The sequence below is a fragment of the Deinococcus betulae genome, from assembly GCF_020166395.1.
In the GTDB taxonomy this organism is placed as follows: Bacteria; Deinococcota; Deinococci; order Deinococcales; family Deinococcaceae; genus Deinococcus; species Deinococcus betulae.
Window position 1 is genome coordinate 20,089 of the sequence record NZ_JAIQXU010000008.1, and the last position, 23,066, is coordinate 43,154.

Genomic DNA, 23,066 nt, shown 5'->3' on the forward strand with positions numbered 1-23,066 from the left:
ATGAAAGATCTGCTTGGCACGGTCCTCGAAAGCGCGCTGCATCTGCTAACCCTGCTGAGTTGGCCCGCACGCTGGACGCCGGCCCTGGTGGGAGTGGCGCTGGCCGGTGTGGGGGCGGCTGTGGGCAATCCCGCAGTGGTCACGGTCGGCGCGGTGTTGGTCTTGGTCGGGTTTATGCGCCGCCCGGCTCGCTGCTGAGGCTGGGGGAGGAGTAGGGAGGAGTGGACGGGTCTGGACTATTCCCGCTGGCCATGCCTTCCTGCTTACCGGCACTGGGGCCCGGCCCAACAGGAAGCGCGGCTGGTGCCGAGAGGCCGCTGCAGTCAGAACCTTTGAGCAGGTGACCTGAGCCGCTCAATCCGCTGTGCCCAGCATCCGCGCTCCAGCTTTTAAGGCGCGGCCTGGACAGTTCCGGACTTCACGACAAAGTTTTCCTGCCCGCTGGCCTATCCTGGGCGCCACACAGGAGGACGACACATGACTGTACCGGCATTTGGACTGGGCACGTTTCGACTGAAAGACGATGTGGTGCGCCGCGTGGTGGCCGACGCGCTGGACCTGGGTTACCGCGCCATTGATACAGCCCAGGGCTATGACAACGAGGCCGAGATTGGCGAGGTCTTGCAGGCCAGCGGGGTGCCGCGCGCCGAGGTGTACGTCACCACCAAGATCAAGCCCGCCAACTACCGCCGCCAGGCTCTGCTGGACAGCTTGCGCCAGAGCCTCGACAAGCTGCGCCTGGAGCAGGTGGACCTCACCCTGATTCACTGGCCCGTGCCGAATGGAGAAGTGCAGGCCGAGGAATATCTGGCTGCCCTGGCCGAAGCGCATGAACTGGGCTTGACCCGCGAAATTGGCGTGTCAAACTTCAATATTGCTGGGTTGCGGCAGGCGCGCGCGGTGCTCGGAGGCGTGCCCCTGGCCACCAATCAGGTCGAGATTCATCCCTACCTGCAAAACCGCAAGCTGGTCGATTTTGCCCGCCAGGAGGGCATTCATCTGACCTCGTACATGACGCTGGCGGTGGGCAAGGTGATGAACGATGAGGTGATGCAGGCCATTGCCCGCGCGCACGGCGCCACGCCCGCGCAAGTGGCCCTTGCCTGGGCCCTGCGGCAGGGACACAGCGTGATTCCTTCCAGCACCAAACGTGAAAACCTGGCCAGCAACCTGGGTGCGCAGACGCTGCAGCTGACCGACGAAGACATGGCCCAGATCGAGGGGCTAGAGCAGGGCGAGGCGGCGCGCATTGCCAGCCCAGAAAGCGCCCGCCCCCAGTGGGATTAGGCTGAATGAAGGGACTGCCCCCGTGCTGAGCCTGCTGCGGGCCTGGCATCCGGAAGTGCAGGTCCAGCGCCTTCAGCGTCTGCCGGGCGGCGTGTCGGCGACGGTCACCGCCTGTGAGGTGGTTCTGGGTCAAGGGCCAGCGCGCCGCGTAGTAGTGCGGCAGGGGCCAGGTACGTCGGCACAGCAAGCGGCCCTGCTGCGCCGGCTTTGGGCCGCTGGTCTTCCAGTGCCCGAGCCGCTCTATCAGGCGCTGGGGGGAATGGTTACAGCCTTTGTAGAGGGCCGCAGTGGCACCGAGGCAGGCGCCGACCCGGTTCAACTGGCGGCCTTTCTGGCGCGGCTTTAGGCACTGCCCCCGGTGGATTGGCCGCTGGCACCACTGGGCGAAGTCCCCGCAGCCGGGCCGCAACTGGACGACTCGCTGTCAGAAGGCCGGCTCAGGGCGGCGCTGGCCACGGTCCCCAGGCCGATAGGGAAGACCACGCTCCTGCACGGCGACCTCTGGCCCGGCAATACCCTGTGGCACGCCGGGCAGCTGTCGGCGGTGATCGACTGGGAAGACGCGGCGCTGGGTCATCCGCTGGCCGATGTGGGCAATACCCGCCTGGAACTCCTGTTTTTTCAAGGCGAGGCGGCGGTGGACGCTTTCACGCAGACATACACAGCGCTCAGTGGGCAAGCCCTCACCGACCTGCCCTACTGGGATCTGCGCGCCGCCTTGCGGCCCTGCGGGCGGCTGCACACCTGGGGCCTGTCCGCTGCCCTGGAACAGCAGCTGCGAGAACGGCACAGGACCTTTACCGAAGCGGCGCTCCGTTCCTTCGCGGTCAGTCTCCCCGGCTAAGCGGCGTCAGTCTCGCACGAAGTCCGAGCCGCCGATGTGCAGGGCGTCTCCAAAGCGGTAAAACAGCAGGCGCTGCTCTGGGCCGCTGGTGGGCTTAATCGTGATGCCGTAGCCCTGAATGCTGTAGCGGCCCCCGCCGCGCGACTGACTGCCCACCGCCATGTTTGAGGTGGACGCGCCCCCAAAGCGGCCCCCAGTAAAGGTGCCGTCTGGTTTGAAGGTGTAATCGCTGCCCCCAGCCACCATCACATCGCCGCCCATCGCCGTGTTGCCCCCGCCGCCCAGTGAGGCGTAGGCGCCGCTGAGTTTCAGCCCGGCCGCCGCCGGCTTGATGGCGTCTTGCACCTCAAAGGTCTCGGTTTCGCCGTCACCCCAGCGAATCTGGAAGTTCTGGCCCTGCCGGCTCCACTTGCCCCATTTCTGGGGTTCAAGTTGCCGCGACAGTTTGGCGTTAAAGCTGCTGGGCGCCCACGAGGGGTCGTTGTACACCGTGCCGTCTTTCAAGAACAGGTACGGCGGGAAGGTCACGATGACCATGCCGCCCACCCCGATGCCGCTGGACTGGGTGGTGTAGACACCCAGCACCTCGCTGTCCTTTAGACCCTGCCCCGCCGCCACCAGAAAGCGTTCGGCGGGCTGGTTCTTAAAGCGCCAGCCCACATCTGCTGCGGACAGGGTTGAGGCTTTCAGGCCGGCCGGATTGACCACGCGGCACCCTTCCAGCGTCAGAGAGGTGTCCCGGTCAAAGTCGCGGACCCGGCCGACCACGGTGACGGTTTGGCCCTTGGGCGGGTCGGCCGCGTCGCCGGCCATGTCGTAGCAGTACACCGACCACTTGACCTCGCGGCGGTCGTCACTCTGGGTCAGCGAGCGGCTGCGCTGGACCGTACCCGTGACCGCCACCTGTGGTCCCAGCGCGCGGAGCTTACTCACCACGGCCTGCTCGGCAACGCTGCTGGACGTGGTCTTGGGCAGGGCGGCCAGCGTCTGCCCCGCCAGGGAGGACAGCTGCGCCACGGTGTAGCGCACGGTGGGCCCAGTAGAGGCCGGCGCAGCCTTAGTTGTGGTGGTCGTCGCCGCAGTCGTCCCGGCCGCAGTCCCGGTGCCCAGCAGAGTATTCAGCTGCGGCACCTTGCCGCGCACGTCGAAGGTGTCACCCTTGAGCTGCGCGCGGTAAGCGGCGCACACCTGGGCTGCCGTCCCAAGAGTCCGCATACTGCCGACCAGGGCGTCAAGCTGGGGGTTGAGGCTTGAGCGCAGTTGCGTCACGTTGGCGTCGCCCAGACGTTTGCGCAGCCCGGCGTCAAAGCCTTCGAGCTTCTGGGCGCTCAGCCAGGCCGCATACGCCTGTTTGGTGGCGGCCGCCGTACCCGGATCGCGCGCCGTGCAGTCGTCGCGCAGGCGCCCGGCGCTCAGGTAGGTGGCGTAGGCGGTGCCCAGGGCCTGCAGGGCCGCCGCGTTCGGCGTTTGGGCGGAGGCGGCAGCAGCCAGCAGCAGGGCCGTGCAGGCGGTCAGACGTCGCAGCGAAACCATACCCTGACCGTAGGGGACTCCTGTGCGGCGGCGCTGAGGGAAGCCCCTGCTGAGCTTCAGCAATCCTCAAGCCTGAGGACGGGGTATAGGTGTCCAGTCCCACCAGGTGTAGTGGTATTCACCCTGTTCCACGGTGTACTCGGTGCCGCAGACCCGGCACCCGCAGCGGTAGGTCATGTTCCAGTCGGGCGGTGAGGTTGAGAGGATGTTCACGGCGCCGCTGGCCTGTTCCTTGTTGGGGTTATAGAACAGGTAGCCCGGATAGAGCGTGCAGGAGCAGCGTCCGTCGCGCGCCGCCTCCAGCGTCCGCAGCGCTTGGCGCAAATGGTCGTTGTTGGAATAAAAGGCCCCACCCAGATCCAAACCGTCAGTAGCCTGCCGAATGGCGGCCAGGTGAGGCACCAGGGGGAGGCGCGCCGCGACGGGTAGCCGGATCACCGCATGGGAAGCGGCCCACACGCGCTGCGGGTCGCGGGAGGTCAGATCGGCCAGCAGCGAGGCTGCATCGGGTGGGTCCGCCGTCATAGGACCCATGATGGCGCCAGGGAAAGGCGTGCAGAGGCCAGTGCCCTTCAGCTCCGCTCAACCAAAGGCGGCAGCGGAAAGGCTCGGACGAAGTGCTCGGCCAGGTCGCGGTCGCCGGCCACCTTTATAGTCTCGTCCAGCGGTTGCCCGCCGAAAATCACGGCGCCCAGCGCACCCACCGGGCCCGTAAGGGTCACCTCGGCTGCCAGGCTCAGCCCAGAAGTAACTTCCGCCGTCTGCCCCCGGAGGAGCACGGTGTACTGCCCTTCTGGCCCGAGGTCCAGGGCCACGGTCGCCCCAGGCAGTTCACCCCCATTCATGGTTTTTAAGGCGGTCAGCAGGGTCGCTGTACTGATGGGCGCCTGGGCCGGGCGGCCAGGCGAGCGGGCGCCCCAGCGGCCTAGCGCCTGCAAGACAGGTTCTAGCTCGCGGCCCCAGGGCGTCAGGGCGTAGACCCGCGCGCTGGCGGGGGGTGGCAATTGCTCGCGCCGTACCACCCCCACCTCTTCTAGGTCACCCAGGCGCTGGGTCAGCACCGTGGGGCTGATGCCCCGCAGCTGCTCTTGCAAGTCGGTGAAGCGGCGCGGGCCCAGCAGCAGTTCGCGCACGACCAGCAGCGCCCAGCGCTCTCCCACCAGGTCCAGGGCGTGAGCGGCGGCGCAGCCATCATCGTAGACGCGCTTTCCAGGCATTGAGGCCCCAGTGTACCGGGTCTCCTCCGAAAAACGGAGTGAAGACTTGCAATTGCGGAGCATTCTGTTCTAAGCTAAACGAGATAAAGGAAGTTCGGGCACAATCGCAGCCCGTCACGTGCAGGCGTGGCGGCTGGACATCCACGCCCCGAACAGCCGAAGGAGTTCCATGCCCCAGCTTCAGCCCTACCTCGGCTTTAACGGCAACTGCCAGAAGGCCATGACCTTTTACCAGGCCTGCCTGGGCGGCGACTTGGATCTGATGACTGTGGCAGCCTCGCCCGTCGCGGCCCAGCTGCCCCCCGAGATGCAGAACCATGTGCTGCACGGCCGGCTGGTGTCCGGCGACCTGACGCTGCTGGCGTCGGACATGACGCAGGACACGGGGCGCACCCAGTCGGTCTCGCTGATGCTGCAGTGTGACAGCGCCGAGCAAGCGCGCGCTGCCTTCGAAAAGCTGGCCGAGGGCGGCACGGTCACGCAGCCGCTGGGCCCGTCGTTCTGGGGTTCCACCTTTGGCCACCTGACCGACCAGTACGGCATCCACTGGCTGCTGAACGCCGAAGCCGTTCAGGGAGGCTGAGCGCCCATGTCCTTTCAGGCGTATCTGGATATGGTGCGGGCCCAGACCGGCAAGACGGTCTCCGATTTCCGCGAGCTGGCCGGTGCCAAAGGCCTGGAGAAACACGGCCAGATTGTGACCTGGCTCAAGACCGAGCACGGCCTGGGGCATGGGCACGCCACTGCGGTGGCCGCAGCGCTGCTCAAGGCCGAGACCCGGCAAGCCACCCCAGAGGAGCGCGTGGCCGCCGTGTTCAGCGGCAAGAAGGTGGCCTGGCAGCCCCTCTGGACGGCGCTGCTGGCCCACGTGCAGGCGCTGGGCGCCGATGTGGGCGTGGCGCCCACCGAGACGTATCTCAGCCTGACCCGAGGCGGCAAGAAGTTTGCCTTGCTGCAGCCGGGTGTGAAGGGCGCCGATGTGGGCCTGCGCCTGCCTAGTCAGGTGCCCGCCGCCCCGTTTGAACCGGCCGGGTCCTGGAACACGATGGTGACCCACCGCCTGCGGCTGACCAGCCCAGGCGAGCCGGACGCCGCCCTGCTGGACGCCCTGAGCGCGGCGTACCAGGCCCGCTGACCCGGCCCCGGAGGCCTCCCATGACCCCGCCTGACACCCTGACCCCCCGTGACCGCACCGTCATTCTGGTGCTGCTGATTTCGACCTTCGTGGTCATCCTGAACGAGACCATCATGAACGTGGCCCTGCCGCGCTTGATGGCCGACTTGGACGTCAGTGCCCGCCTGGCCCAGTGGCTCAGCACGGCCTTTATGCTCACGATGGCGGTGGTGATTCCTGTTACGGGGTTCCTGCTGCAGCGGCTGGCGACCCGCACCGTGTACTTCACCGCGATGGGCCTGTTCTGTGTGGGCACGCTGTTGGCCGCACTGGCGCCAGGCTTCGTGCCGCTGCTGCTGGCGCGGGTGGTGCAGGCGACGGGCACGGCGATCATGCTGCCCCTGCTGATGACCACCGTGCTGACCCTGGTGCCGGTTCGCCAGCGCGGGGCCGTGATGGGCAACCTCAGCATTGTCATTTCGGTGGCGCCGGCCATTGGCCCCACCCTCTCGGGCCTGATCTTGCAGGTGCTGCCCTGGCGCTTTCTGTTCGTGTTCGTGTTGCCGGTGGCGCTGGCCGCCCTGGCCTACGGCGCGCGTACCCTGCGCAATGTGGGCACGCCCCGCCCGGTGGCGCTGGACCTGCTGTCGGTGCCTCTGGCCGCGCTGGGCTTTGGTGGCCTGGTCTACGCCCTCAGCCAGGTGGGCGAGGGGGGCCGGGGTGGACTAACCCTGGCCACGGACGCGCCGCTGCTGGTGGGCGCCCTGGCACTGACCGCGTTTCTGTGGCGGCAGGTCGTGCTGGGCCGCCGGGGCGAGCCGCTGCTGGACCTGCGCGCTTTCCGGTTTCCGCAGTTTGCGCTGGGGGTAGGCCTGCTGGTGATCGCCATGGTGGCGCTGTTCGGCGGCATGATTCTGCTGCCGCTGTACCTGCAAAATCTGCGGGGCCTGAGTACCCTGCAAACGGGCCTGCTGCTGCTGCCGGGTGGCCTCTTGATGGGACTGCTGGCTCCCACCGTGGGGCGGCTGCATGACCGGATTGGTCCGCGGCCACTGGCGCTGCCGGGCACGGTCCTGATGACGGCGGTGCTGCTGGGCCTGAGCCGCATTGACGCAGGTACGTCCATCTGGGCCCTGCTGGCCCTGCACCTGACCCTCAGCGGCGGGCTGGCCCTGCTATTCACGCCAGTGTTTACCAGCAGCCTCGCGCCGCTGCCGCCCCACCTGTACTCGCACGGCAGCGCCATTCTCAGCACGCTGCAGCAGGTGGCGGGCGCCGCCGGCACCGCCCTGCTGGTGGCGCTGATGGCGGGGCGTGCCGCCCAGCTGACCGCGGCCGGTGCCTCCGCCACCGACGCCCAGGTGGCCGGGCTGCACTTAGCCTTTCTGGCGGCAGCGGGCGTGGGCGTGCTGGCGGCGGGCCTGGCCCTGGGGCTGCGCGCCACGCGGCAGCCGCAGACTTCGACCACCGACGACGCAGCTCCTCTGGCCCACCCTGGAGACTGAAATGAACTGGACCCTGGAAGTGGTGGTGGTGCCGGTCAGCGACGTGGCGCGGGCAGTGGCGTTTTACACCGGCGGGCTGGGTTTTGTGGTGGACCACGACACCAAACTGGGTGCGGGGCGGCGTCTCGTGCAGCTCACCCCACGCGGCTCGGGGTGCTCGGTGGTGCTGGGCGAGGGCCTGAGCGAAATGGCGCCGGGGTCGCTGCGGGGCCTGCAACTGGTCGTGAATGACGTGCGGGCTGCCCACACCGAACTGACAGCGCGGAGCGTGGCAGTGAGTAAAGTGCAGGTTCTGGGGCCGTCAGGCGCCCGCCCCGCCGTTCCCGGCGAAGACCTGAACAACGTTGGGTTTCTCTTTCTTGACGACCCCGATGGCAACGGTTGGGCCGTGCAACAAATCAGCGCCCGACCCTGACAGGAGGCCCCTATGACTCAGCTCACCCCCGCCCTGATGTTCGAAGGCCGCGCGGCCGAGGCGCTGGGCCTTTACCTCTCGCTCTTTCCAGGCGCCCAGGTGATCGCTCGCCAGGACTACGGCGCCGACGGGCCGGGCGCCCCCGGCACCATCCTGACCGCCGAGGTCGAACTGGCGGGGCAACGCCTGCGCGTCTCGGACAGTCCGATTTCGCATGCCTTTACCTTCACACCGTCGCTGTCCCTGTTTGTAGACGGGCTGACGCTGGCCGACTTTGAGCGCTTGTACGCGGGCCTGTCGGCCGGCGGCGAGGTGCTGATGCCGCCGGACAGCTACGGATTTAGCGCCCGCTTTGCCTGGGTCAATGACCGCTTTGGCGTGTCGTGGCAGCTGAACGTGCCGTAAAGGGGGACGCGCTGCCCACCGCGTTGGGCCGCCCTGCGACGGCGGCGTTGGCCGCCAGGGGCGTCACCACTCTGTCTGGGGTGGCCTGCCTGACAAAAGAAGAACTACTGGCCCTGCATGGCGTGGGCCCAAAGGCTCTGCGTGTGCTCGGGGCCGCATTGGCCGCGCGGGGGCTCACCCTGCGGCCAGGCTGATCTGGCCTGCTGCCTCCTGTGTAAAGTGGCTCTGAGTGCGGCCCAGGCGGCCGCTTTAAAATGCCGGCTATGACGGCCCTGCCCGCCTCGCGTGATGTGCTGCTGACCTGCCCGCTGGACTGCCCCGACGCCTGCCGCCTGAAAGTGACCCTGACGCGCGGCGAGGACAGCCAGGAGCGGATGACCAAGCTGACCGGCGACCCCACCCATCCGGTCACGCGCGGCTTTGCCTGCGCTAAGACGGTGCACTATCCGTCCCGCGCCAACCACCCCGAGCGGCCCCTTTACCCCCTGCGGCGCCTGAACGCCAAAACCGAGGCTCCGGTGTGGCAGCGCGTGACCTGGGCCGAGGCGCTGGACGACATTGCCCGCCGCCTGCGAACGCTGCTGGACACGCGCGGCCCCCAGGCCCTGCTGCGCTACAACTACGCGGGCACCATGGGGCTGATGGAAGGCACCCATGTGCACGCCCTGTTCCGGGCCCTGGGCACCCCCGAACTGGACGAGACCATCTGTGCCACGGCCGGCGGTGAGGCCTGGGCACTGGGCTACGGCACGCGCTACGGCGTAGACCCGCAGGACGTGGCCCACGCCCGCCTGATTGTGCTGTGGGGCATCAATTCGCTGTCCACCAACAGCCACCTGACCCCGCACCTGACAGCCGCGCGCAAGGCTGGGGCACGCATTCTCGCGGTGGACCCGTACCGCAACCGCACCGCCGCTTTTGCCGACGAGCACCTGAAACTCAGGCCCGGCACCGACGCCGCGCTGGCCCTGGGCGTCATGCACGAACTGTTCGCGCATGGCTGGACCGACGAGGCCTACCTTGCAGAGGCCACGGTGGGCGCAGAGGATCTGCGTCAGACCGCCGCCGAGTGGCCCCCGGAACGCACCGCCGAGGTGACGGGCCTCAGCGCCGACACCGTGCGCGAGTTTGCGCGCGCCATCGGCACCACTCGCCCCACCTACATCCGGGTGGGGTACGGCATGACCCGCCATGAACACGGCGGCACCAATCTGCGCGCCGTCACCCTGATCCCGGCTCTGACGGGCGACTGGCGCCAGCGGGGCGGCGGCTGCGCCCTGAGTGCCAGCGGGGCCTTCAAGCTCAACCGCCGCCGGCTGGGCGCTGCTCACCTGATTCGCGCTGAGACACCGCACGTCAACATGAACGAATATGCCCGCGCCCTTCAACCCGAGGCGGGTCTTGGCGCGACCGTCATCTACAACTGCAACCCCGCCGTGGTGGCCCCCGACGCGGGGCGGGTCCGCGCGGGCCTGCAGCGCGACGACCTGCTGGTGGTCGTGCTGGAACAGGCCATGACCGACACTGCCCGCCTGGCTGACTATGTGCTCCCGGCCACCACCTTTGCCGAACACGAGGACGTGTACACCAGCTACGGGCATCATTACCTGGGCTACAACCGCGCTGAACTGGCCGCCCCCGGCGAGGCGCGCCCCAATTCCTGGGTGATGCAGGAGCTGGCGCGCCGCCTGGGCGTGACCGAGCCCAGCGTGTACTGGACCGTGGATGAGTTGCTGAGCGACCTGCTGACCACCGACCATCCACACCTGGCCGGCATTTCCCCGGAGCGTCTGAAGGCCGAGGGCAGCGTGCGTCTCCAGTTGCCCGACCTCTTTCTGCCCTACGCCCACGGCGCCGAGACGCCCAGCGGCAAGGTGCAGCTCTCGCCGGCTCCCCAGCACCGCGAGCCAGAGGCGGCACTGAACACCGAGTACCCGGTGCGCCTGCTGACGCCGCCCGCGCACCATTTTCTCAATTCCACTTACGGCAACCTGGAGAACCTGAACCGCGCCGAGGGCGGCGAGCCGCATGTCCTGGTGCATCCCGACGACGCCCAGCAGTTTGGCCTGCACGACGCTGCATACGCCCGCCTGGAATCTGAGATCGGTGCCGTGCGCCGCCGCGTGAAAGTCACCGACGCTGCGCAACCGGGCACGGCGGTGGTGGAAGGCACCTGGTGGGGCCTGTCCGCCCCCGACGGCACCAGCATCAACGAGCTGACTGCTCAGACCCTCACCGACTTGGGCGGCGGCAGCACCTTTCACAACACCCGCATCCGGTTGGTGCCGGTGGAGGGCTAGGCTGACCCTTCCTCCACGCGAGGTGCTGGACCTGCTCTATACCGATTGGTACCGCTACGAGTCATTGTGTTCTCAGGCGTTCTGTTTGACTGAAGAGCCTTTCGAATGGTCGGCCAATGGCTTCCTGCTGCAACAGCAGGAGTGGCCGATTCGTGCCTGGTACTTCGATCACAGTGGCGTCCAGCTACGTGATCTGCTGGCATGGCGGCGTTTCTACGTTATGCCGGTGTAGCAGATCTGGCACACCGAGGCGGAGGGGCCCCGACGTTCAGGTCAGGCACCTCCGCTGTTTGACATCGGCCGAGGCTCTTTCGCCCGCAATCCAGCCAATGGGCACTTCACCGTTGAGTTCTTCTTCGGGCCCAAGTATGGACGTGGATACGAACTCGGGCCTGATGGGCAATCTCATTCTGTGTGGGTTTCGTAAATCAGTGAGCGGGTGAGACCTGCAAGGCTTTATGGTGCTGAGCGCTTCTACCTCGCCATGTCGTAGGCCGCCTGGGGCAGAAACTGCCCGGCGCTGGAGCCGCCGCCAATCCCACAGTTGCCGTCCGACTCGCCGGGATTTTTGATCCACAGCAGCATTTCCAGCCCGCTGGTGTTCGCCGTCACTTGCGACGGACTGCCCAGTTTGCGCCCGCCGGGGTTGCACCACTCGCCGCCTGCCGGGCCGGCGCCGTTGCGGCTGGTGTCAATGACGAAGCGCCGACCGCCGACCCCTAACCCATTGAGGGCGTTCGTCACGGCGTTCCCGTAGGTCGTGCTGTCGCTGGTGAGGTAATAATTCGAGACGTTCAGGGCAAAGCCTCGTGCCCGCGCCACATTGGCTTTTTTCAGCCGGTCGGCCATGTCGGCGGCCCCAATCCAATTGCTGTTGCCGGCGTCCAGGTACACCTTGGCGTTGGGGGCGTTCGTGGCCAGCTGATCCACGGCGTAGCTCAGGAGGCCCAGCCGGACGCTCTGCTCGCTGGCGTTGAGGCACTGGGTCAGTTGTGCCAGCGCATCGGGCTCAACGACCACCACGGCAGCCCGCTGCCCCAGGCCCAGGCTGAAATTACGAATCCAGGTGCGGTAGGCGTCGGCGCTGCCTGCACCCCCCGAACTGTGTTGCCCGCAGTCACGCCCAATGATGTTGTAAGCGACCAGAATGGGCGTTTTGCCCGCCTGAGCCGCCGCCGCCGCGTAGCTGTTCACCGACGAACGGACGTCGCCGCTCCAGTTGCCAAACCAGCGCGCGGCGGGCTGGGTGGACACGCGGCTGCGAATCAGGCTCGTGCGGCCATCGTTCGGGTTATTCCTGACCCACGTGGCCGCGGCGCCGCCAGGGTCGGCGTAGAAGCTGACTGCCTGGGCAGACAGCTGGGGCTGTTGGGCCTGAGCCTGCGGCGTCAATTGGGTGGCCTGGCCACAGGCGGCCAGCAGGAAAGCGGTTGAAAGCATCAGGGCAGAACGCTGCATAAGGCTCCTCGGGTGCACGGCAAGAGGGAAGAAATGAGCGAAGCGGCGGAGCCTACACCTGAAAGCGCTTTCGGCAAAGCGAACGGCAGGCCTGTTGTGTGGAATAGGCTGAGTGTACACAGCATCTGACAGACAGGTCGAGCAAAATTGAGAGCCCGCTGCCTAGATTGACCCTTCGGGAATAGAAATAGGCTTACTGAGAAATGAAAGCGCTCTCAAATTGGGAGTGATTGAAGTAAGGCCAGACACCTCTAGATCAGGCGCTACCTTGACCCACCATTTCCTTCCATTTTTCGGCGTCGTCTCCGACGGCCAGCACCTTACCGCCGCGCACCAGGGGCAGCTTGAGCAGTTCCGGCGTCTCGATCACCTTGGCGATCACGCTGTCCTCGGTGGTGCGGAGATAGGCGAGATTGCTGCGTTCGTAGGCTTTACCCTCTAAGTCCAGCAGGGCGTTCAGGCCATATTTCTGCACAAAGCGGGTCAGTTCCCCTTTGCTGATGGGGCGCTCGTGCAGGTCCACGAAATGCACCTTGACCTTGCGCTCTTTGAAAAAGCGTTCGGCGGCGCGCGTCTCCTTGCTTTTGCGGGTGCCGAAAATTTGCACCTGAAGGTCGCTCATGGGCCTCAGTGTAATGCGGCGTCTGCGGCCAAAAGGCGGCCCGCTGGTCTAGAAAGGCCGGCGGGCGGGACGGACATGCCTTAGTTCGTATAGAAGCCGGGGCCGTCGCTCAGATGACCCGAGACCGGCAGCCCCAGGTGGTCGTAGGCGTGGGCCGTCGCCACGCGCCCACGCGGCGTGCGCTTGATAAAGCCCAGCTGAATCAGGTAGGGCTCGTAGACATCTTCCAGCGTCAGCGAGTCCTCACTGATGGCGGTCGCCAGCGTATCCACGCCCACGGGGCCACCGGCAAAGCGGTGAATCAGGGTTTCGAGGTACTTCTTGTCGCGGTCATCCAGACCGGCGCTGTCCAGCCCCAGCTTGTCCAGGGCGTCATGGGCGCGGGGCAGTTCAATGGTGCTCTCACCCGCCACCTCAGCGTAGTCGCGCACGCGGCGCAGCAGCCGCTTGGCAATACGCATAGTGCCGCGCGACCGGGCGCCAATTTCAATGGCGGCTTCCTCAACCAGCCCGAAGCCCAGCAGGCGAGCGTCGCGCAGCAGGTTGACCCCAATCTCTTCCGGGGTGTAGTACTCCAGGTGCTCAATGATGCCAAAGCGGCTGCGCATGGGCGCGGTAATTAGGCCAGGGCGGGTGGTGGCCCCGACCAGCGTAAAGCGCGGCAGGGGCAGCTCAATGGTGCGGGCCGCTGGTCCCTGCCCCAGCACGATGTCCAGCTTGAAGTCTTCCATCGCGGGGTACAGGTGTTCTTCGGCCACACGGCCCAGGCGGTGAATCTCATCAATGAACAGCACGTCGCCCTCTTCCAGACTGTTGGTGAGGATGGCCGCCAGATCGCCCGGCTTCTCGATGGCTGGGCCAGAGGTCACGCGAATGTTCACGCCCAGTTCGTGGGCGATGATGTGAGCCAGGGTGGTTTTGCCCAGACCGGGCGGGCCAAACAGCAGGGTGTGATCCAGCGCCTCGCGCCGGCCCTTGGCGGCCTGAAGGTAGACCGTCAACTTCTCCTTCAGGCGCTCCTGCCCGACGTATTCCGTCAGGGTCTTGGGCCGCAGGGCGGCGTCGAGCGGTTCAGTCATACCAAACAGTGTAGCGCGATTCTGCCCAGAGCGGAATATCCTAGGCACAGTTGGAAGCACCTGGGGCGCCCGGGCTCAGTTGGCATACTGGCGAATCAGCCCTGGAAGGTCGCGGTCCAGGGTGCCATCCACAACGGCTGTGTTGCCGTAGACCCGCACAAAGCGGCCCTGGCTGTCCACCACACTCAGCTGGTCGCCGTGTAAGCGGGCGGCCGCTGCGGCGCTGGCCCCGGCGGCCTGGGCGTTGGTGGCCCCGCTCCCTTGCTCCTCTTGTATGTGAGCGCTGTGGTCCTGGGCCGCTGGCAGGGGTTTAACGTTGGTCACAAACATCTCGCGCGCGGCCTCGTCAATGGCGGCGGCTTGGCCGGTCAGACCCGTAAACGCTGGGTCAAAGCGCGCCAGGTAATCGCGCACCACGGCAGGCCGGTCGTTTTCGGGGTCCACGGTGATGAACTGCACCTGCACCCTGGCCCGCCGCTCGGGCGTGAGGGCCGCGTAGGTATTTTTGAGGCTGGCCAGGGTGACCGGGCAGACGTCCGGGCACCGCACGAAGCCGTAAAAGACCAGCCGCAGCCGGCCGTCGCTGGCGGCCAGGGTGGTGGCCTGACCCCGTTCATTCAGCAGGGCCAGCGCAGGCAGGGGCCGGGGGGTGGGCATGGCGTCTCCGCCCAGCGGAGCAGCTCCGGCTTGCCGCCACAGCAGCAAGGCCGCCAGCACAGCGGCCACCAGCAGCAGCGCGGCGGTCATGCTTTTGGGGGTGAGCAGCTTCATGGGTGCAGGGTAGGGGAGGGGGCCGGGGTGGGGTGTCCCTTGAATGGGTCGGGGCGTTGGGCGGGTTCGTTTACGGTGTGGCCCCACCCCCCAGCCCCCTACCCCGGCGGGGCAGGGGGAGCAGACGTTAGCACTGGGCAGGGGTTGACTGACGCGGCGGACAAGTGCTGTCTTTCTGCGCAGTAGACGCCGTGGCGCTCCTACCGCCCATCGCCCCACGCCCGCGCGCTGCGCGCACGACGGCTTCCGTTGCTGGCCCCGTACAGCCGCAGAGTGGGGACGCTTAAAACACGAGGTTCTACTTTTCAAAGGCAAAAACGTAAGAAAAAGGGCGCTCCTCTTCTTTTCTCTTTGCTGTTCAAAAGTAGAACTTCTGAGCCGCACTAAGCCTTCCTGCCCCCTCAGCACCCAGGTTCAGACGAGGCAGACGAGGCCATTTGTCCGCGCAGCGCGCAGGCCCTTCCGGTGGGGCGAAGCATGGCGTCGAAGCCGGACCCGTGAACGAGTTGAGCAACGTCGTCAACATCAGTAGAAACTCTTGCCCAGCGCAGCGCTGCTCCCCCTGTCACCAGGTTTCAGGCGCGTCAGTCAAACCAGCGGCAACGCGCAGGCCGCCCTGCGCGGCGAAGTCGTTTCCCTCCGGGGGAGGGGGCTGGGGGGTGGGGCCAATCAGTTCAAGACTCCTCTCACCAAGCCAAAAAAGAGACGCCCACCAGGGAGCGCCTCTTTCTTCCCACTGCCTTTACCAGGCGTAGAAAATTGCCAGAATCAGCAGCCACACCACGTCCACCAGGTGCCAGTACAAGCTGGCCGGCGTAATCGAGCCGTGGTTGTACTTGTCCATCTTGCCGGTCATGGTCTGGTAGAAGGGCAGCGCCACACCGGTGCCGCCAATCAGGATGTGTAGACCGTGCAGGCCGACGATGGTGAAGAAGCAGGCCTGCCATAGGTTCTGGCGCCAGTCGCTTTCCACCCCGAACAGCGTGAACTCATATACCTGGAAGATCATGAAGACAGCGCCCAGGATCAGGGTAATAAAGAGGCCCAGGCGGAAGCGGGTCAGCTTGCCGTGGTGGTTATCCTGCTCGGCGCGGTGAATCACGAACGAGCTGGCCACCAGAATCAGGGTGTTCAGCGCGGCCAGCCAGATGCTAGGGCGCAGGGCAGGCGGCTCGGCGGCGCCGATCACGCGCAGGTAGACGTAGCCGGCAATCAGCACGCCGAATAGGCCCACTTCCGAGATGATGAACCACGCCATGCCCATGAAGCCGTTGTCGTACTTGGTCAGGTGATGGTGCGCGACGGGCACAGCATATTCACGGGTGCCCGCCCATTTGAACAGGCTGTACAGGAAGACAGGAATGCTGATGTACAGCAGCACCGTGGCAAGCTGGAACCCGAAACTTGCATCGGCAAAGGGTCGCAGACCGTCGCCGGGCGTGTAGTTGGTAAACCAGCCGAAGCTCAGGCCGTAGCCCATCAGCATCATGCCCACAGCCGTCATGAAGGGCCAGATAGAGTCCTGAGGCAGGTGGATGGTCTTGGGGTCTACCGGAATCAGGGTTTCGCCGCTCTGCTCCCAGTCGTACAGGGGGCGCTCGGTGGGAAAGGACTTGGGGAAGTCGTGGGCGAAGTTGTAGGGCTGGGGCGGGCTGTCCGCCGTCCACTCCAGGGTAAAGCCACCCCAGGGGTTCTTCGAGGCCGTCACCGGGCCACGGAAGCTCTGGATCATGTTCCAGACCCAGACAATACCGCCCGCCAGCAGCGTCAGGGCGCCCAGGGTGGAAATCAGGTTCAGTTCGCTCCAGGCAAAGTTGCCTTCGGGGTAGGTGTAGTAGCGCCGGGGCATGCCCAGCAGACCCAGGATGTACTGCGGCAGGAAGGTCATCCACGAGCCGACCATAAAGAGCCAGAAGTGGGCCAGGCCCAGTTTCTCGTTCATGAAGCGGCCGGTCATCTTGGGCCACCAGTAGTACAGGCCGCCCATCGCCAGGAACGCCGTGCCGAACATCATCACGTTGTGGAAGTGCGCCACGACGTAGTACGACATGGTGACCTGGTAGTCAAAGGGAATCATGCCCAGAGAGACGCCGGTGATCCCGCCGATCAGGAAGTTGAAGATGAAGCCCACCAGCCAGTAGGTCGGGGACTTCATGATGATGCGTCCGCCCCACAGCGTCCCGATCAGGTTGAAGATCTTCACGCCGGTCGGCACCGCCACGATCATGGTGGCGATCATGAAGGCAATCTGCCAGGCTTCGGGCAGGCCCACGGCGAACATGTGGTGTACCCACACCAGCAGGCTGACCAGCACGATGCCCAGAATCGAGTACACCATCACTCGGTAGCCGAACAGCGGCTTGCGGGCCATGGTGCTGGCGATTTCGGCGCCAATGCCCAGGTACGGCAGCAGCATCACGTACACGGCGGGGTGAGAGTAGAACCAGAAGAACTGCTGGAACATGACCGGCACGCCGCCAATGCCGGGGTTAAACAGGCTCAGGCCCAGTTTCAGTTCCAGAAAGGTGACCAGCGCCGCTGCCGTCAGGCCGCCCAGCGAAATCAGCTGCAGGATAGAGGTGGCAAAGATGCTCCAGGCGAAAATGGGCATCTTCCACAGGCTCATGCCCGGCGCACGCATGTTGACAATGGTGGCGGCAAAGTTGGCCGAGCCGAGCAAAGAGGCAATCCCGTTCAGGGTCAGCGCGACCATCAGGACAGCCACGCCGGTCTGGTTGGCGTCCACCGAGAGCGGGTAATAGAAGGTCCAGCCCACGCCAGGGGCGCCGCCGTTGGCCAGGCCCAGCACCACCAGAATGAGGCTGAAGATAAACAGCCACACCGCGAAGGTGTTCACACGTGGCAGCGCCACGTCGCGCACGCCCAGTTGCAGTGGCAGGAACCAGTTCCCGAAGCCAAAGAGGCCAATCGGAATCAGGAAGAAAAAGATCATCAGGGCGGCGTGCAGGGTCAGCACCTGGTTGTAGGCGTTGCCCACCAGGAAGGTGTTGTCCGGCACCGCCAGTTGCAGGCGGATCAGGACCGCCAGAATCCCGGCGATGGCAAAGCCCAGGATGCTGGTGGCGATGTACAGGGTGCCGATCTTTTTATGATCGGTGGTCATCATGTAGTCCTTCAGGACGTGCCACAGCCCAGGGCGGGCGACATGGTCCTTCAGGGGCGCGTGCTGAACGGTCACTGGGTGCCTCCGGTGCTGGCCGCGCCAATCACGGGCACGTCACGCCAGTAATCCGCTTCCTCAGGCAGTTTCAGGCTGCGCAGGTACGCGGCGATATCGCTGATTTCAGCGTCGGTGAGGGTGCCGCCCTTGAGCAGCTTGCCCTTCGACATGTACTTGCTGCCGTCATAGGTGGGCATCAGCGCGCCGGGCTTGACGCGCGGAGCGTGCTTGAGCCAGGGGATGAGCATCTCCTGGGCTTTCTCGCCTTCCCACATGCCGGCGCCCAGGGTGCGGCGCGTGCCGAAGAAACTCAGGTCTGGGCCCACCTGACCAGCAGCCGAGGTGCCCTGCACGCGGTGGCAGCCCGCGCAGGAAGCGGCGCCCGTTTCGGGCTTGCCCTGCAAGAACAGTTGCAGGCCGCGCGCCTCGGCGCTGCCGGCGGCGGGTTCGGGGGCGCGGTAGGCCTTCATGGCGGCCAGGACAGTGTTGTACCGTTCCTGCTCCAGCGCGACGACCTTGTACCGCATGTTGGCGTGAGAAGCGCCGCACAGCTGCGAGCAGTTGCCCTGGTAAACGCCTGCGCGGTCGGTGTCCACCTGCCAGGTCTTCTGCACGGCGGGCATGGCGGCGCGCTGACCGCCGATGTTGGGCGCCCAGAAGCCGTGAATCACGTCGCCACTGGTGACGGTCAGGGCCACAGGCTGCTTGGTGGGCATCAGCAGCTCGTTGCCGTTGGCCACCTTGCCGCCGGCGTCGGCGGTGGTTTCGGGGTACGTGAAGTTCCACCAGAACTGCTTGGCCAGGACGTCAATCTTGGTGGCTTGGTCGGGGGTGGGGTTCAGGATGGCCATCGAGCGCACAGTCAGCACGCTCAGGAAAATCACGATGACCACCGGCACAGCCACCAGCCAGACTTCGAGCTTGTTGTTGCCGTGAAACTGCGCGGGCGGCGCGTCGTGCTTGTCTTCGCGGAACTTCTGCACCGTGTAGAACAGCGCGAACGACACGCCAATAAAGATGATGACCGAGAGCGCGATGGCCCAGATGCTCATCACCCAGATTTCCCGGTTGAAGGCCGACGCCATGTCCCCAATCGAAAGGCTCTGCTGCGCCTGCTGACAGCCGGTGAGCAGGGCCGCGCCAAAGAGGGCCAGGGAGGGCAGTGCCCACCTGGTTCGCCGTGTGCCACTGTGGCGGTGTGTGGTATTCAACGTCACTCCTTTCCTCTGCCCCGCAGTCTAAGACGTTCCGCGTGGCCATGCGTGTGCGGCCGGCCTGATGGGCGGGCCTGCGCTGTGCCGCGCCATTCTACCGAGCGGTCAGCCCAGGGCTGCATGAGACCAGATGAGGGGCCGGGCATGTGTCCTGATCCGTCGTTACAGACCGGCCAGCAGCACGCGGTCCACGGCGCCGGCCACGAACAGCAGCGCCAGGTACAGCATGGAATACAGGTACAGCGGCACCGCCACCTTGCGCTCGACCTTGTGGCCGGCCATCACGTGGCGGTACAGGCGCCAGGACAGCACCAGCAGCCAGCCGCCCAGACCCAGCGCCGAGACGAAGTACAGCCCGCCGACCTCCTGAAAAAACACCGGCATGACGGACAGCACGACCGTGTAGATGGCGTACAGGCCAATCTGGGCCACCGTCAATTTGTCGCCGTGAACGACTGGTAGCATGGGAATGCCGACCTCGCGGTACTCATCTTTGATCATCAGGGCCAGCGCCCAGAAGTGCACCGGGGTCCAGAAAAAGATGATGGCGAACAGAAACCAGGCAAACAGGTTGAGGTCGCCCGTGACCGCCGCCCAGCCCACCAGCGGCGGGAAGCACCCGGCGGCGCCCCCCAGCACGATGTTGTGCCAGGTGTTGCGCTTGAGCAACTGCGTGTAGACCACCACGTAGGTGAGAAAGCCCGCCAGGCTCATCCAGGCGGCCAGCGGCGTGGCCCAGACCCACAGCATCACGAACGAGAGAATCTGAAGCGAGGCGCCGAAGATGGCCGCGTCGCGCGTGCTGATCAGGCCGCTGGTGGTGGGCCGCTGGGCGGTGCGCGCCATCTTGATGTCGATGTCGCGGTCAATAATCATGTTAAAAACGCCCGCCGAACCCGCCGACATGTAGCCGGCCACACTGACCACGAGCAGCAGCCACAGCCCTGGCCAGCCCTGAGCGGCCATCACCATGGCGGTCACGGTGGTCCACAGCAGCAGGCTGATGACCTTGGGCTTGGTCAGCGAGAGGTAGTCGCGCCAGGTGGCGCGGGCGGGGGGGGCGCTCAGGGGTTCAGAGGTGGTCATGCCCGCCCCGCTGCGGGGCGCACCCGCAGGCCCGTCAGGGCGTGAAAGACCAGCAGCGCAGTGACCAGCCACAGCGCGCAGGCCAGCAGCAGGTGGGTCAGCTGCATCCAGCCGGGCGCCTTGAGCGCCACGTTGGCAAAGCCGGCGACCATCTGCGCGCCGATCAGGGCCCACAGCGCCCCACTCCAGCGGTGGACCTCGGTGCCCGGCCGTTCACGGCGCAAAAACGTGCCCAGCCACACCAGAAAGGCGCTGGTCATCACCGCCAGCATGGGGTGAACGACCCGCAGGTTCTCGATCAGGCCCGCCGCTGGGCCAAAGTCGCGTTTGACGGTGGCCAGGGGCGTGCTGCCGTCGGCAGGCAGAAACAGCAGGTCCCCCAGCGCCGTCACGGCGCCGGCCATGCCGAGCAGCAGCAGGAGCAGCAGCCCCACGCCACTCCAGGCGCCCACCAGACCCTGGGCGCGCAGCCGCAGGCGCGATGCACCCGAGGCCCACAGGGCTGTGAGCAGCAGCGCGCCCAGCAGCAGGAACGTGTTGGCCAGATGAACGCCCTGCACAAAGCCGCGCGCCGGGTCCGTGGAGTCGGCAGTCAGCCCCAGCAGCACCTGCACCCCGCCCACCAAGCCTTCGAGAATGATCAGCCCCAGGCTGAGCAGTGCGCCAAAGCGGGCGGGGTGCCCTTTGGGGGTCGTCTGAAAGGCCAGCGCCACCAGCCCGATGGCCAGCAGGCCGCTCAGGCCGCTGGTCAGGCGGTGACTGAATTCAATGACGGTGTGCAGTTCGGGGCTTTGCGGCAGGACCACGCCGTTACACAGCGGCCAGTGGTCGCCGCAGCCGGCGCCCGCCCCCGTGATCCGCACCACGGCGCCCCACAGAATCACCAGCACGTTGTAGGCCAGCGCCGCCCACGCCAGGCGGGGGAGCCACGCCCCCGCCGCGCGGGGCATACTCAGGGTTCCACTCATCGTCACCGTCCTCGCCGCCTGCGCGGCCCCTTCAAGGGCGCGGCGGTCAACGCCCGGCATTGTACCGGGGGGGACTGGGAGCAGATTGTCCCCTGGGGCGGGTGGCGGACACCTGCCCTGTGCCCGCGCCCCTACACTGCGGAGCGACTATGGCGGAAACCATCAACCAGTGGGCGGTCATCACGATCATCCTGAGCGGCCTGGCCCTGTGCGTGGGCGTGTACCTAATCCGGCGCGGTCTGCGCGAAGCCCACATGCGCGCCATGATTGTGGCGAGCAGCCTGGCAACGATCTTTCTGGTGCTGTACCTGACCCGCCTGGGCCTGGGCTATGAGAAGAAGTATGTTGGCCCTGAGGAGTGGCGCACGGCCTACTTTGTTCTGCTGATCAGCCACATCATTCTGGCGGCGGCCAACCTGCCGCTGGCCGTGGGCGCCCTGTGGCACGCGGTTAAAGGCCTGAAGGCCGCTGGCAACCTGAACAACATCGACACCCCGGCGGCGCGCGGCCAGTTCAACAAGCACCGCGCCTGGGTGCGCTGGACAGTGCCGGTGTGGCTGTATGTGGCCGTTACGGGCTGGATCATCTATCTGGTGCTGGGCCGCTGGGGCGAGGTTATCAAGGGCGGCTGAAGCCAAAGACAAGCTGGGCTCCGTGCGTGGTGCGGAGCTTTTTTTGAATTCTGTTCCAGCGCATCTGCCACCAAACCGGGAAGAAGAGAGGGTGACCGGAGGCGCCTTAACGGAGGCAGGCCAGGTCTGACCACGGCGGCTGGCCAGACGGGAGCGGGGTGACAGAGGCCGGCGTCTGTCCGGCCTAGACTCGGCCGCGTGAAGTCTGCCCCCGCGTCGGCCAACGTCCTGCAGTACCCCGAGTTCCGCGCCATGCTGGTGGCCGCCGTGACCAGCACGCTGGCCGGGCGCGCGGTGGCCCTGACGGTGGCCTATCAGCTGTATCAACTGACCAAAGACCCGCTGACCCTGGGGCTGCTGGGGCTGGTGGAGGCTATTCCGGCCCTCAGCCTGGCCCTGCTGGGCGGGGTGGTGGCTGACCGCAGTGACCGGCGGCGCATCCTGCTGCTGACCATCGGGGTGGAGGTGACCTGCGCGGCCCTATTCGCGCTGTACGCGCCGCACGCCGGGGTGGGCGGCATCTGGCCGCTGCTGGCCCTGATTTTTATGCTGGGGGTGGCGCGCGGTTTTTCGGATCCGGCGCTGCCCGCCTTTCAGGCGCAGGTGGTGCCGCGCGAACTGCTGCTGCGGGCGTCGGCGTGGCGCTCCAGTGCCTGGCAAGCCGCTGCCATCATCGGGCCAGCGCTGGGCGGCGTGCTGTACGCCTCGGTGGGGGCGCAGGGGGCGTATCTGGTGGCCTGCGTGCTGTTCGTGGTGTCGCTGGGCTGCGTGGCCTTCGTCAAAAGTAAGGGGCGCCCGGCCTTCACCCCCGGCGAGCCGTTTATGCAGAGCGTGAAAGCGGGCCTGGCCTTTGTGGTGCAGCGGCAGGTGCTGGTGGGCAGCATGGCCCTGGACCTGTTCAGCGTGCTGTTCGGCGGTGCAGTGGCGCTGCTGCCTATTTTCGCCAGCGACATCCTGAGGACTGGGCCGACTGGGCTGGGTCTGTTGGTGGCGGCCCCCAGCGTGGGGTCGCTGGCGGTGACGCTGCTGGCCACGCGGCGCCCGCCTGGCCAGGGTGCGGGGCGCACGCTGCTCGTTTCAGTGGCGGGCTTTGGCCTGAGCATCATCGTCTTTGGGCTCTCGCAGAACCTGGCCCTCAGCGTGGCGGCGCTGATTGCTGCCGGCGTCTTTGACGGCATCAGCATGGTCATTCGCAGCGCGACGCTGCAGCTCAAGACCCCAGACCACATGCGCGGGCGCGTCAATGCAGTCAGCGGCATGTTTATTGGCGCCAGCAATGAGCTGGGGGCTTTTGAAAGTGGCGTGGCGGCGCGGCTGCTGGGCACCGCCCGTAGCGTGTGGCTGGGCGGGGTGGTCACCCTGGTCGTGGTGGCGGCCACCACCCTGCTGGCCCCCGAACTGCGGGCCATGAATCTGGACGACATTGAGGACTGAA

24 protein-coding genes are annotated in these 23,066 nt (G+C 66.3%); 13 read left to right on the plus strand and 11 right to left on the minus strand.

Annotation, left to right across the window (positions count from 1 at the left end):
• The 4 genes from K7W42_RS07875 (at position 1) to K7W42_RS07890 (ending at position 2,131) form a co-directional block, all read left to right on the plus strand.
• Positions 1-198, plus strand: coding sequence for a hypothetical protein (locus tag K7W42_RS07875; RefSeq protein ID WP_224573682.1), 198 nt, complete (start codon positions 1-3; stop codon positions 196-198).
• 279 nt (positions 199-477) lie between these two features.
• Positions 478-1,287 carry a 2,5-didehydrogluconate reductase DkgB gene (gene dkgB / locus K7W42_RS07880; protein WP_224573683.1) on the plus strand — a complete coding sequence of 270 codons (810 nt, stop codon included), beginning with the start codon at positions 478-480 and terminating at the stop codon, positions 1,285-1,287.
• Positions 1,288-1,309: 22 nt separating this feature from the next.
• Entirely contained in the window at positions 1,310-1,633 is a 324-nt protein-coding gene (locus tag K7W42_RS07885; protein WP_224573684.1) for an RIO2 family protein, read from the plus strand.
• A 12-nt stretch (positions 1,634-1,645) separates the two neighbouring features.
• On the plus strand, positions 1,646-2,131 hold the full coding sequence (locus K7W42_RS07890) for a phosphotransferase family protein (RefSeq protein WP_224573685.1): 486 nt from the start codon (positions 1,646-1,648) through the stop codon (positions 2,129-2,131).
• 6 nt (positions 2,132-2,137) lie between these two features.
• On the opposite strand, the gene K7W42_RS07895 is transcribed toward K7W42_RS07890, so the two are convergent.
• The 3 genes from K7W42_RS07895 to K7W42_RS07905 all read right to left on the minus strand — a co-directional run bounded on the left by K7W42_RS07895 (position 2,138) and on the right by K7W42_RS07905 (position 4,881).
• Positions 2,138-3,664 (minus strand): hypothetical protein, encoded by a 1,527-nt coding sequence (locus tag K7W42_RS07895; protein ID WP_224573686.1) that lies wholly within the window; start codon positions 3,662-3,664, stop codon positions 2,138-2,140.
• Positions 3,665-3,730: 66 nt separating this feature from the next.
• On the minus strand, positions 3,731-4,189 hold the full coding sequence (locus tag K7W42_RS07900) for a hypothetical protein (RefSeq protein WP_224573687.1): 459 nt from the start codon (positions 4,187-4,189) through the stop codon (positions 3,731-3,733).
• Between the two features lie 47 nt (positions 4,190-4,236).
• The gene (locus K7W42_RS07905; RefSeq protein WP_224573688.1) at positions 4,237-4,881 is read right to left on the minus strand and encodes a winged helix-turn-helix transcriptional regulator; all 645 of its coding nucleotides are present in this window, start codon (positions 4,879-4,881) and stop codon (positions 4,237-4,239) included.
• A 169-nt stretch (positions 4,882-5,050) separates the two neighbouring features.
• Here K7W42_RS07905 and K7W42_RS07910 point away from each other — a divergent pair, with 169 nt between their 5' ends.
• The 7 genes from K7W42_RS07910 (at position 5,051) to K7W42_RS07940 (ending at position 10,852) form a co-directional block, all read left to right on the plus strand.
• Complete coding sequence (locus K7W42_RS07910) at positions 5,051-5,464, plus strand: VOC family protein (RefSeq protein ID WP_224573689.1); 414 nt, start codon at positions 5,051-5,053, stop codon at positions 5,462-5,464.
• Positions 5,465-5,470: 6 nt separating this feature from the next.
• The gene (locus K7W42_RS07915) at positions 5,471-6,016 is read left to right on the plus strand and encodes a DUF4287 domain-containing protein (RefSeq protein ID WP_224573690.1); all 546 of its coding nucleotides are present in this window, start codon (positions 5,471-5,473) and stop codon (positions 6,014-6,016) included.
• A gap of 20 nt (positions 6,017-6,036) precedes the next feature.
• Positions 6,037-7,500 (plus strand): DHA2 family efflux MFS transporter permease subunit, encoded by a 1,464-nt coding sequence (locus tag K7W42_RS07920; protein ID WP_224573692.1) that lies wholly within the window; start codon positions 6,037-6,039, stop codon positions 7,498-7,500.
• Between the two features lies 1 nt (position 7,501).
• Positions 7,502-7,915: a VOC family protein gene (locus K7W42_RS07925; RefSeq protein ID WP_224573694.1), complete on the plus strand. Its 414-nt coding sequence runs from the start codon at positions 7,502-7,504 to the stop codon at positions 7,913-7,915.
• Between the two features lie 12 nt (positions 7,916-7,927).
• Positions 7,928-8,320: a VOC family protein gene (locus tag K7W42_RS07930; protein WP_224573696.1), complete on the plus strand. Its 393-nt coding sequence runs from the start codon at positions 7,928-7,930 to the stop codon at positions 8,318-8,320.
• A gap of 263 nt (positions 8,321-8,583) precedes the next feature.
• Positions 8,584-10,620, plus strand: a complete 2,037-nt coding sequence (locus K7W42_RS07935) for a molybdopterin oxidoreductase family protein (protein WP_224573698.1) — start codon at positions 8,584-8,586, stop codon at positions 10,618-10,620.
• Between the two features lie 22 nt (positions 10,621-10,642).
• Complete coding sequence (locus tag K7W42_RS07940) at positions 10,643-10,852, plus strand: hypothetical protein (RefSeq protein WP_224573700.1); 210 nt, start codon at positions 10,643-10,645, stop codon at positions 10,850-10,852.
• 242 nt (positions 10,853-11,094) lie between these two features.
• On the opposite strand, the gene K7W42_RS07945 is transcribed toward K7W42_RS07940, so the two are convergent.
• The 8 genes from K7W42_RS07945 to K7W42_RS07980 all read right to left on the minus strand — a co-directional run bounded on the left by K7W42_RS07945 (position 11,095) and on the right by K7W42_RS07980 (position 20,999).
• Positions 11,095-12,078 carry a glycoside hydrolase family 6 protein gene (locus K7W42_RS07945; protein ID WP_224573702.1) on the minus strand — a complete coding sequence of 328 codons (984 nt, stop codon included), beginning with the start codon at positions 12,076-12,078 and terminating at the stop codon, positions 11,095-11,097.
• Positions 12,079-12,334: 256 nt separating this feature from the next.
• Positions 12,335-12,700, minus strand: a complete 366-nt coding sequence (locus K7W42_RS07950; RefSeq protein WP_157459093.1) for an ArsC/Spx/MgsR family protein — start codon at positions 12,698-12,700, stop codon at positions 12,335-12,337.
• A gap of 80 nt (positions 12,701-12,780) precedes the next feature.
• A complete protein-coding gene (gene ruvB / locus K7W42_RS07955; protein WP_224573704.1) occupies positions 12,781-13,779 on the minus strand; it encodes a Holliday junction branch migration DNA helicase RuvB in 999 nt (332 codons plus the stop codon).
• Between the two features lie 75 nt (positions 13,780-13,854).
• Positions 13,855-14,550: an SCO family protein gene (locus K7W42_RS07960; protein ID WP_224573706.1), complete on the minus strand. Its 696-nt coding sequence runs from the start codon at positions 14,548-14,550 to the stop codon at positions 13,855-13,857.
• A gap of 742 nt (positions 14,551-15,292) precedes the next feature.
• The gene (locus K7W42_RS07965; protein WP_224573708.1) at positions 15,293-17,749 is read right to left on the minus strand and encodes a cbb3-type cytochrome c oxidase subunit I; all 2,457 of its coding nucleotides are present in this window, start codon (positions 17,747-17,749) and stop codon (positions 15,293-15,295) included.
• Positions 17,746-18,942: a cytochrome c oxidase subunit II gene (gene coxB, locus K7W42_RS07970; RefSeq protein ID WP_439648856.1), complete on the minus strand. Its 1,197-nt coding sequence runs from the start codon at positions 18,940-18,942 to the stop codon at positions 17,746-17,748. The genes K7W42_RS07965 and coxB overlap by 4 nt, the downstream gene beginning before the upstream one ends.
• Before the next feature lie 165 nt (positions 18,943-19,107).
• A complete protein-coding gene (locus K7W42_RS07975) occupies positions 19,108-20,031 on the minus strand; it encodes a heme o synthase (protein ID WP_224573710.1) in 924 nt (307 codons plus the stop codon).
• Positions 20,028-20,999 carry a COX15/CtaA family protein gene (locus tag K7W42_RS07980; protein WP_224573890.1) on the minus strand — a complete coding sequence of 324 codons (972 nt, stop codon included), beginning with the start codon at positions 20,997-20,999 and terminating at the stop codon, positions 20,028-20,030. Before K7W42_RS07980 ends, K7W42_RS07975 begins: the two co-directional genes overlap by 4 nt.
• Positions 21,000-21,148: 149 nt before the next feature.
• Between K7W42_RS07980 and K7W42_RS07985 the strand changes: the two genes are divergently transcribed.
• Together K7W42_RS07985 and K7W42_RS07990 are read left to right on the plus strand one after the other, a co-directional pair.
• Positions 21,149-21,631, plus strand: coding sequence for a DUF420 domain-containing protein (locus K7W42_RS07985; protein WP_157459088.1), 483 nt, complete (start codon positions 21,149-21,151; stop codon positions 21,629-21,631).
• A 198-nt stretch (positions 21,632-21,829) separates the two neighbouring features.
• A complete protein-coding gene (locus K7W42_RS07990) occupies positions 21,830-23,065 on the plus strand; it encodes an MFS transporter (RefSeq protein WP_224573712.1) in 1,236 nt (411 codons plus the stop codon).
• Position 23,066: the final 1 nt, after the last annotated feature.

Coding starts and splice junctions, on each gene's coding strand:
- K7W42_RS07905 (WP_224573688.1), bottom strand. CDS start 4,881: ATGCCTGGAAAGCGCGTCTACGATGATGGCTGCGCCGCCGCTCACGCC.
- K7W42_RS07910 (WP_224573689.1), top strand. CDS start 5,051: ATGCCCCAGCTTCAGCCCTACCTCGGCTTTAACGGCAACTGCCAGAAG.
- K7W42_RS07935 (WP_224573698.1), top strand. CDS start 8,584: ATGACGGCCCTGCCCGCCTCGCGTGATGTGCTGCTGACCTGCCCGCTG.
- K7W42_RS07915 (WP_224573690.1), top strand. CDS start 5,471: ATGTCCTTTCAGGCGTATCTGGATATGGTGCGGGCCCAGACCGGCAAG.
- K7W42_RS07900 (WP_224573687.1), bottom strand. CDS start 4,189: ATGACGGCGGACCCACCCGATGCAGCCTCGCTGCTGGCCGATCTGACC.
- K7W42_RS07980 (WP_224573890.1), bottom strand. CDS start 20,999: ATGAGTGGAACCCTGAGTATGCCCCGCGCGGCGGGGGCGTGGCTCCCC.
- K7W42_RS07975 (WP_224573710.1), bottom strand. CDS start 20,031: ATGACCACCTCTGAACCCCTGAGCGCCCCCCCCGCCCGCGCCACCTGG.
- K7W42_RS07950 (WP_157459093.1), bottom strand. CDS start 12,700: ATGAGCGACCTTCAGGTGCAAATTTTCGGCACCCGCAAAAGCAAGGAG.
- K7W42_RS07930 (WP_224573696.1), top strand. CDS start 7,928: ATGACTCAGCTCACCCCCGCCCTGATGTTCGAAGGCCGCGCGGCCGAG.
- K7W42_RS07875 (WP_224573682.1), top strand. CDS start 1: ATGAAAGATCTGCTTGGCACGGTCCTCGAAAGCGCGCTGCATCTGCTA.
- K7W42_RS07985 (WP_157459088.1), top strand. CDS start 21,149: ATGGCGGAAACCATCAACCAGTGGGCGGTCATCACGATCATCCTGAGC.
- K7W42_RS07925 (WP_224573694.1), top strand. CDS start 7,502: ATGAACTGGACCCTGGAAGTGGTGGTGGTGCCGGTCAGCGACGTGGCG.
- K7W42_RS07895 (WP_224573686.1), bottom strand. CDS start 3,664: ATGGTTTCGCTGCGACGTCTGACCGCCTGCACGGCCCTGCTGCTGGCT.
- K7W42_RS07920 (WP_224573692.1), top strand. CDS start 6,037: ATGACCCCGCCTGACACCCTGACCCCCCGTGACCGCACCGTCATTCTG.
- K7W42_RS07945 (WP_224573702.1), bottom strand. CDS start 12,078: ATGCAGCGTTCTGCCCTGATGCTTTCAACCGCTTTCCTGCTGGCCGCC.
- K7W42_RS07960 (WP_224573706.1), bottom strand. CDS start 14,550: ATGAAGCTGCTCACCCCCAAAAGCATGACCGCCGCGCTGCTGCTGGTG.
- ruvB (WP_224573704.1), bottom strand. CDS start 13,779: ATGACTGAACCGCTCGACGCCGCCCTGCGGCCCAAGACCCTGACGGAA.
- dkgB (WP_224573683.1), top strand. CDS start 478: ATGACTGTACCGGCATTTGGACTGGGCACGTTTCGACTGAAAGACGAT.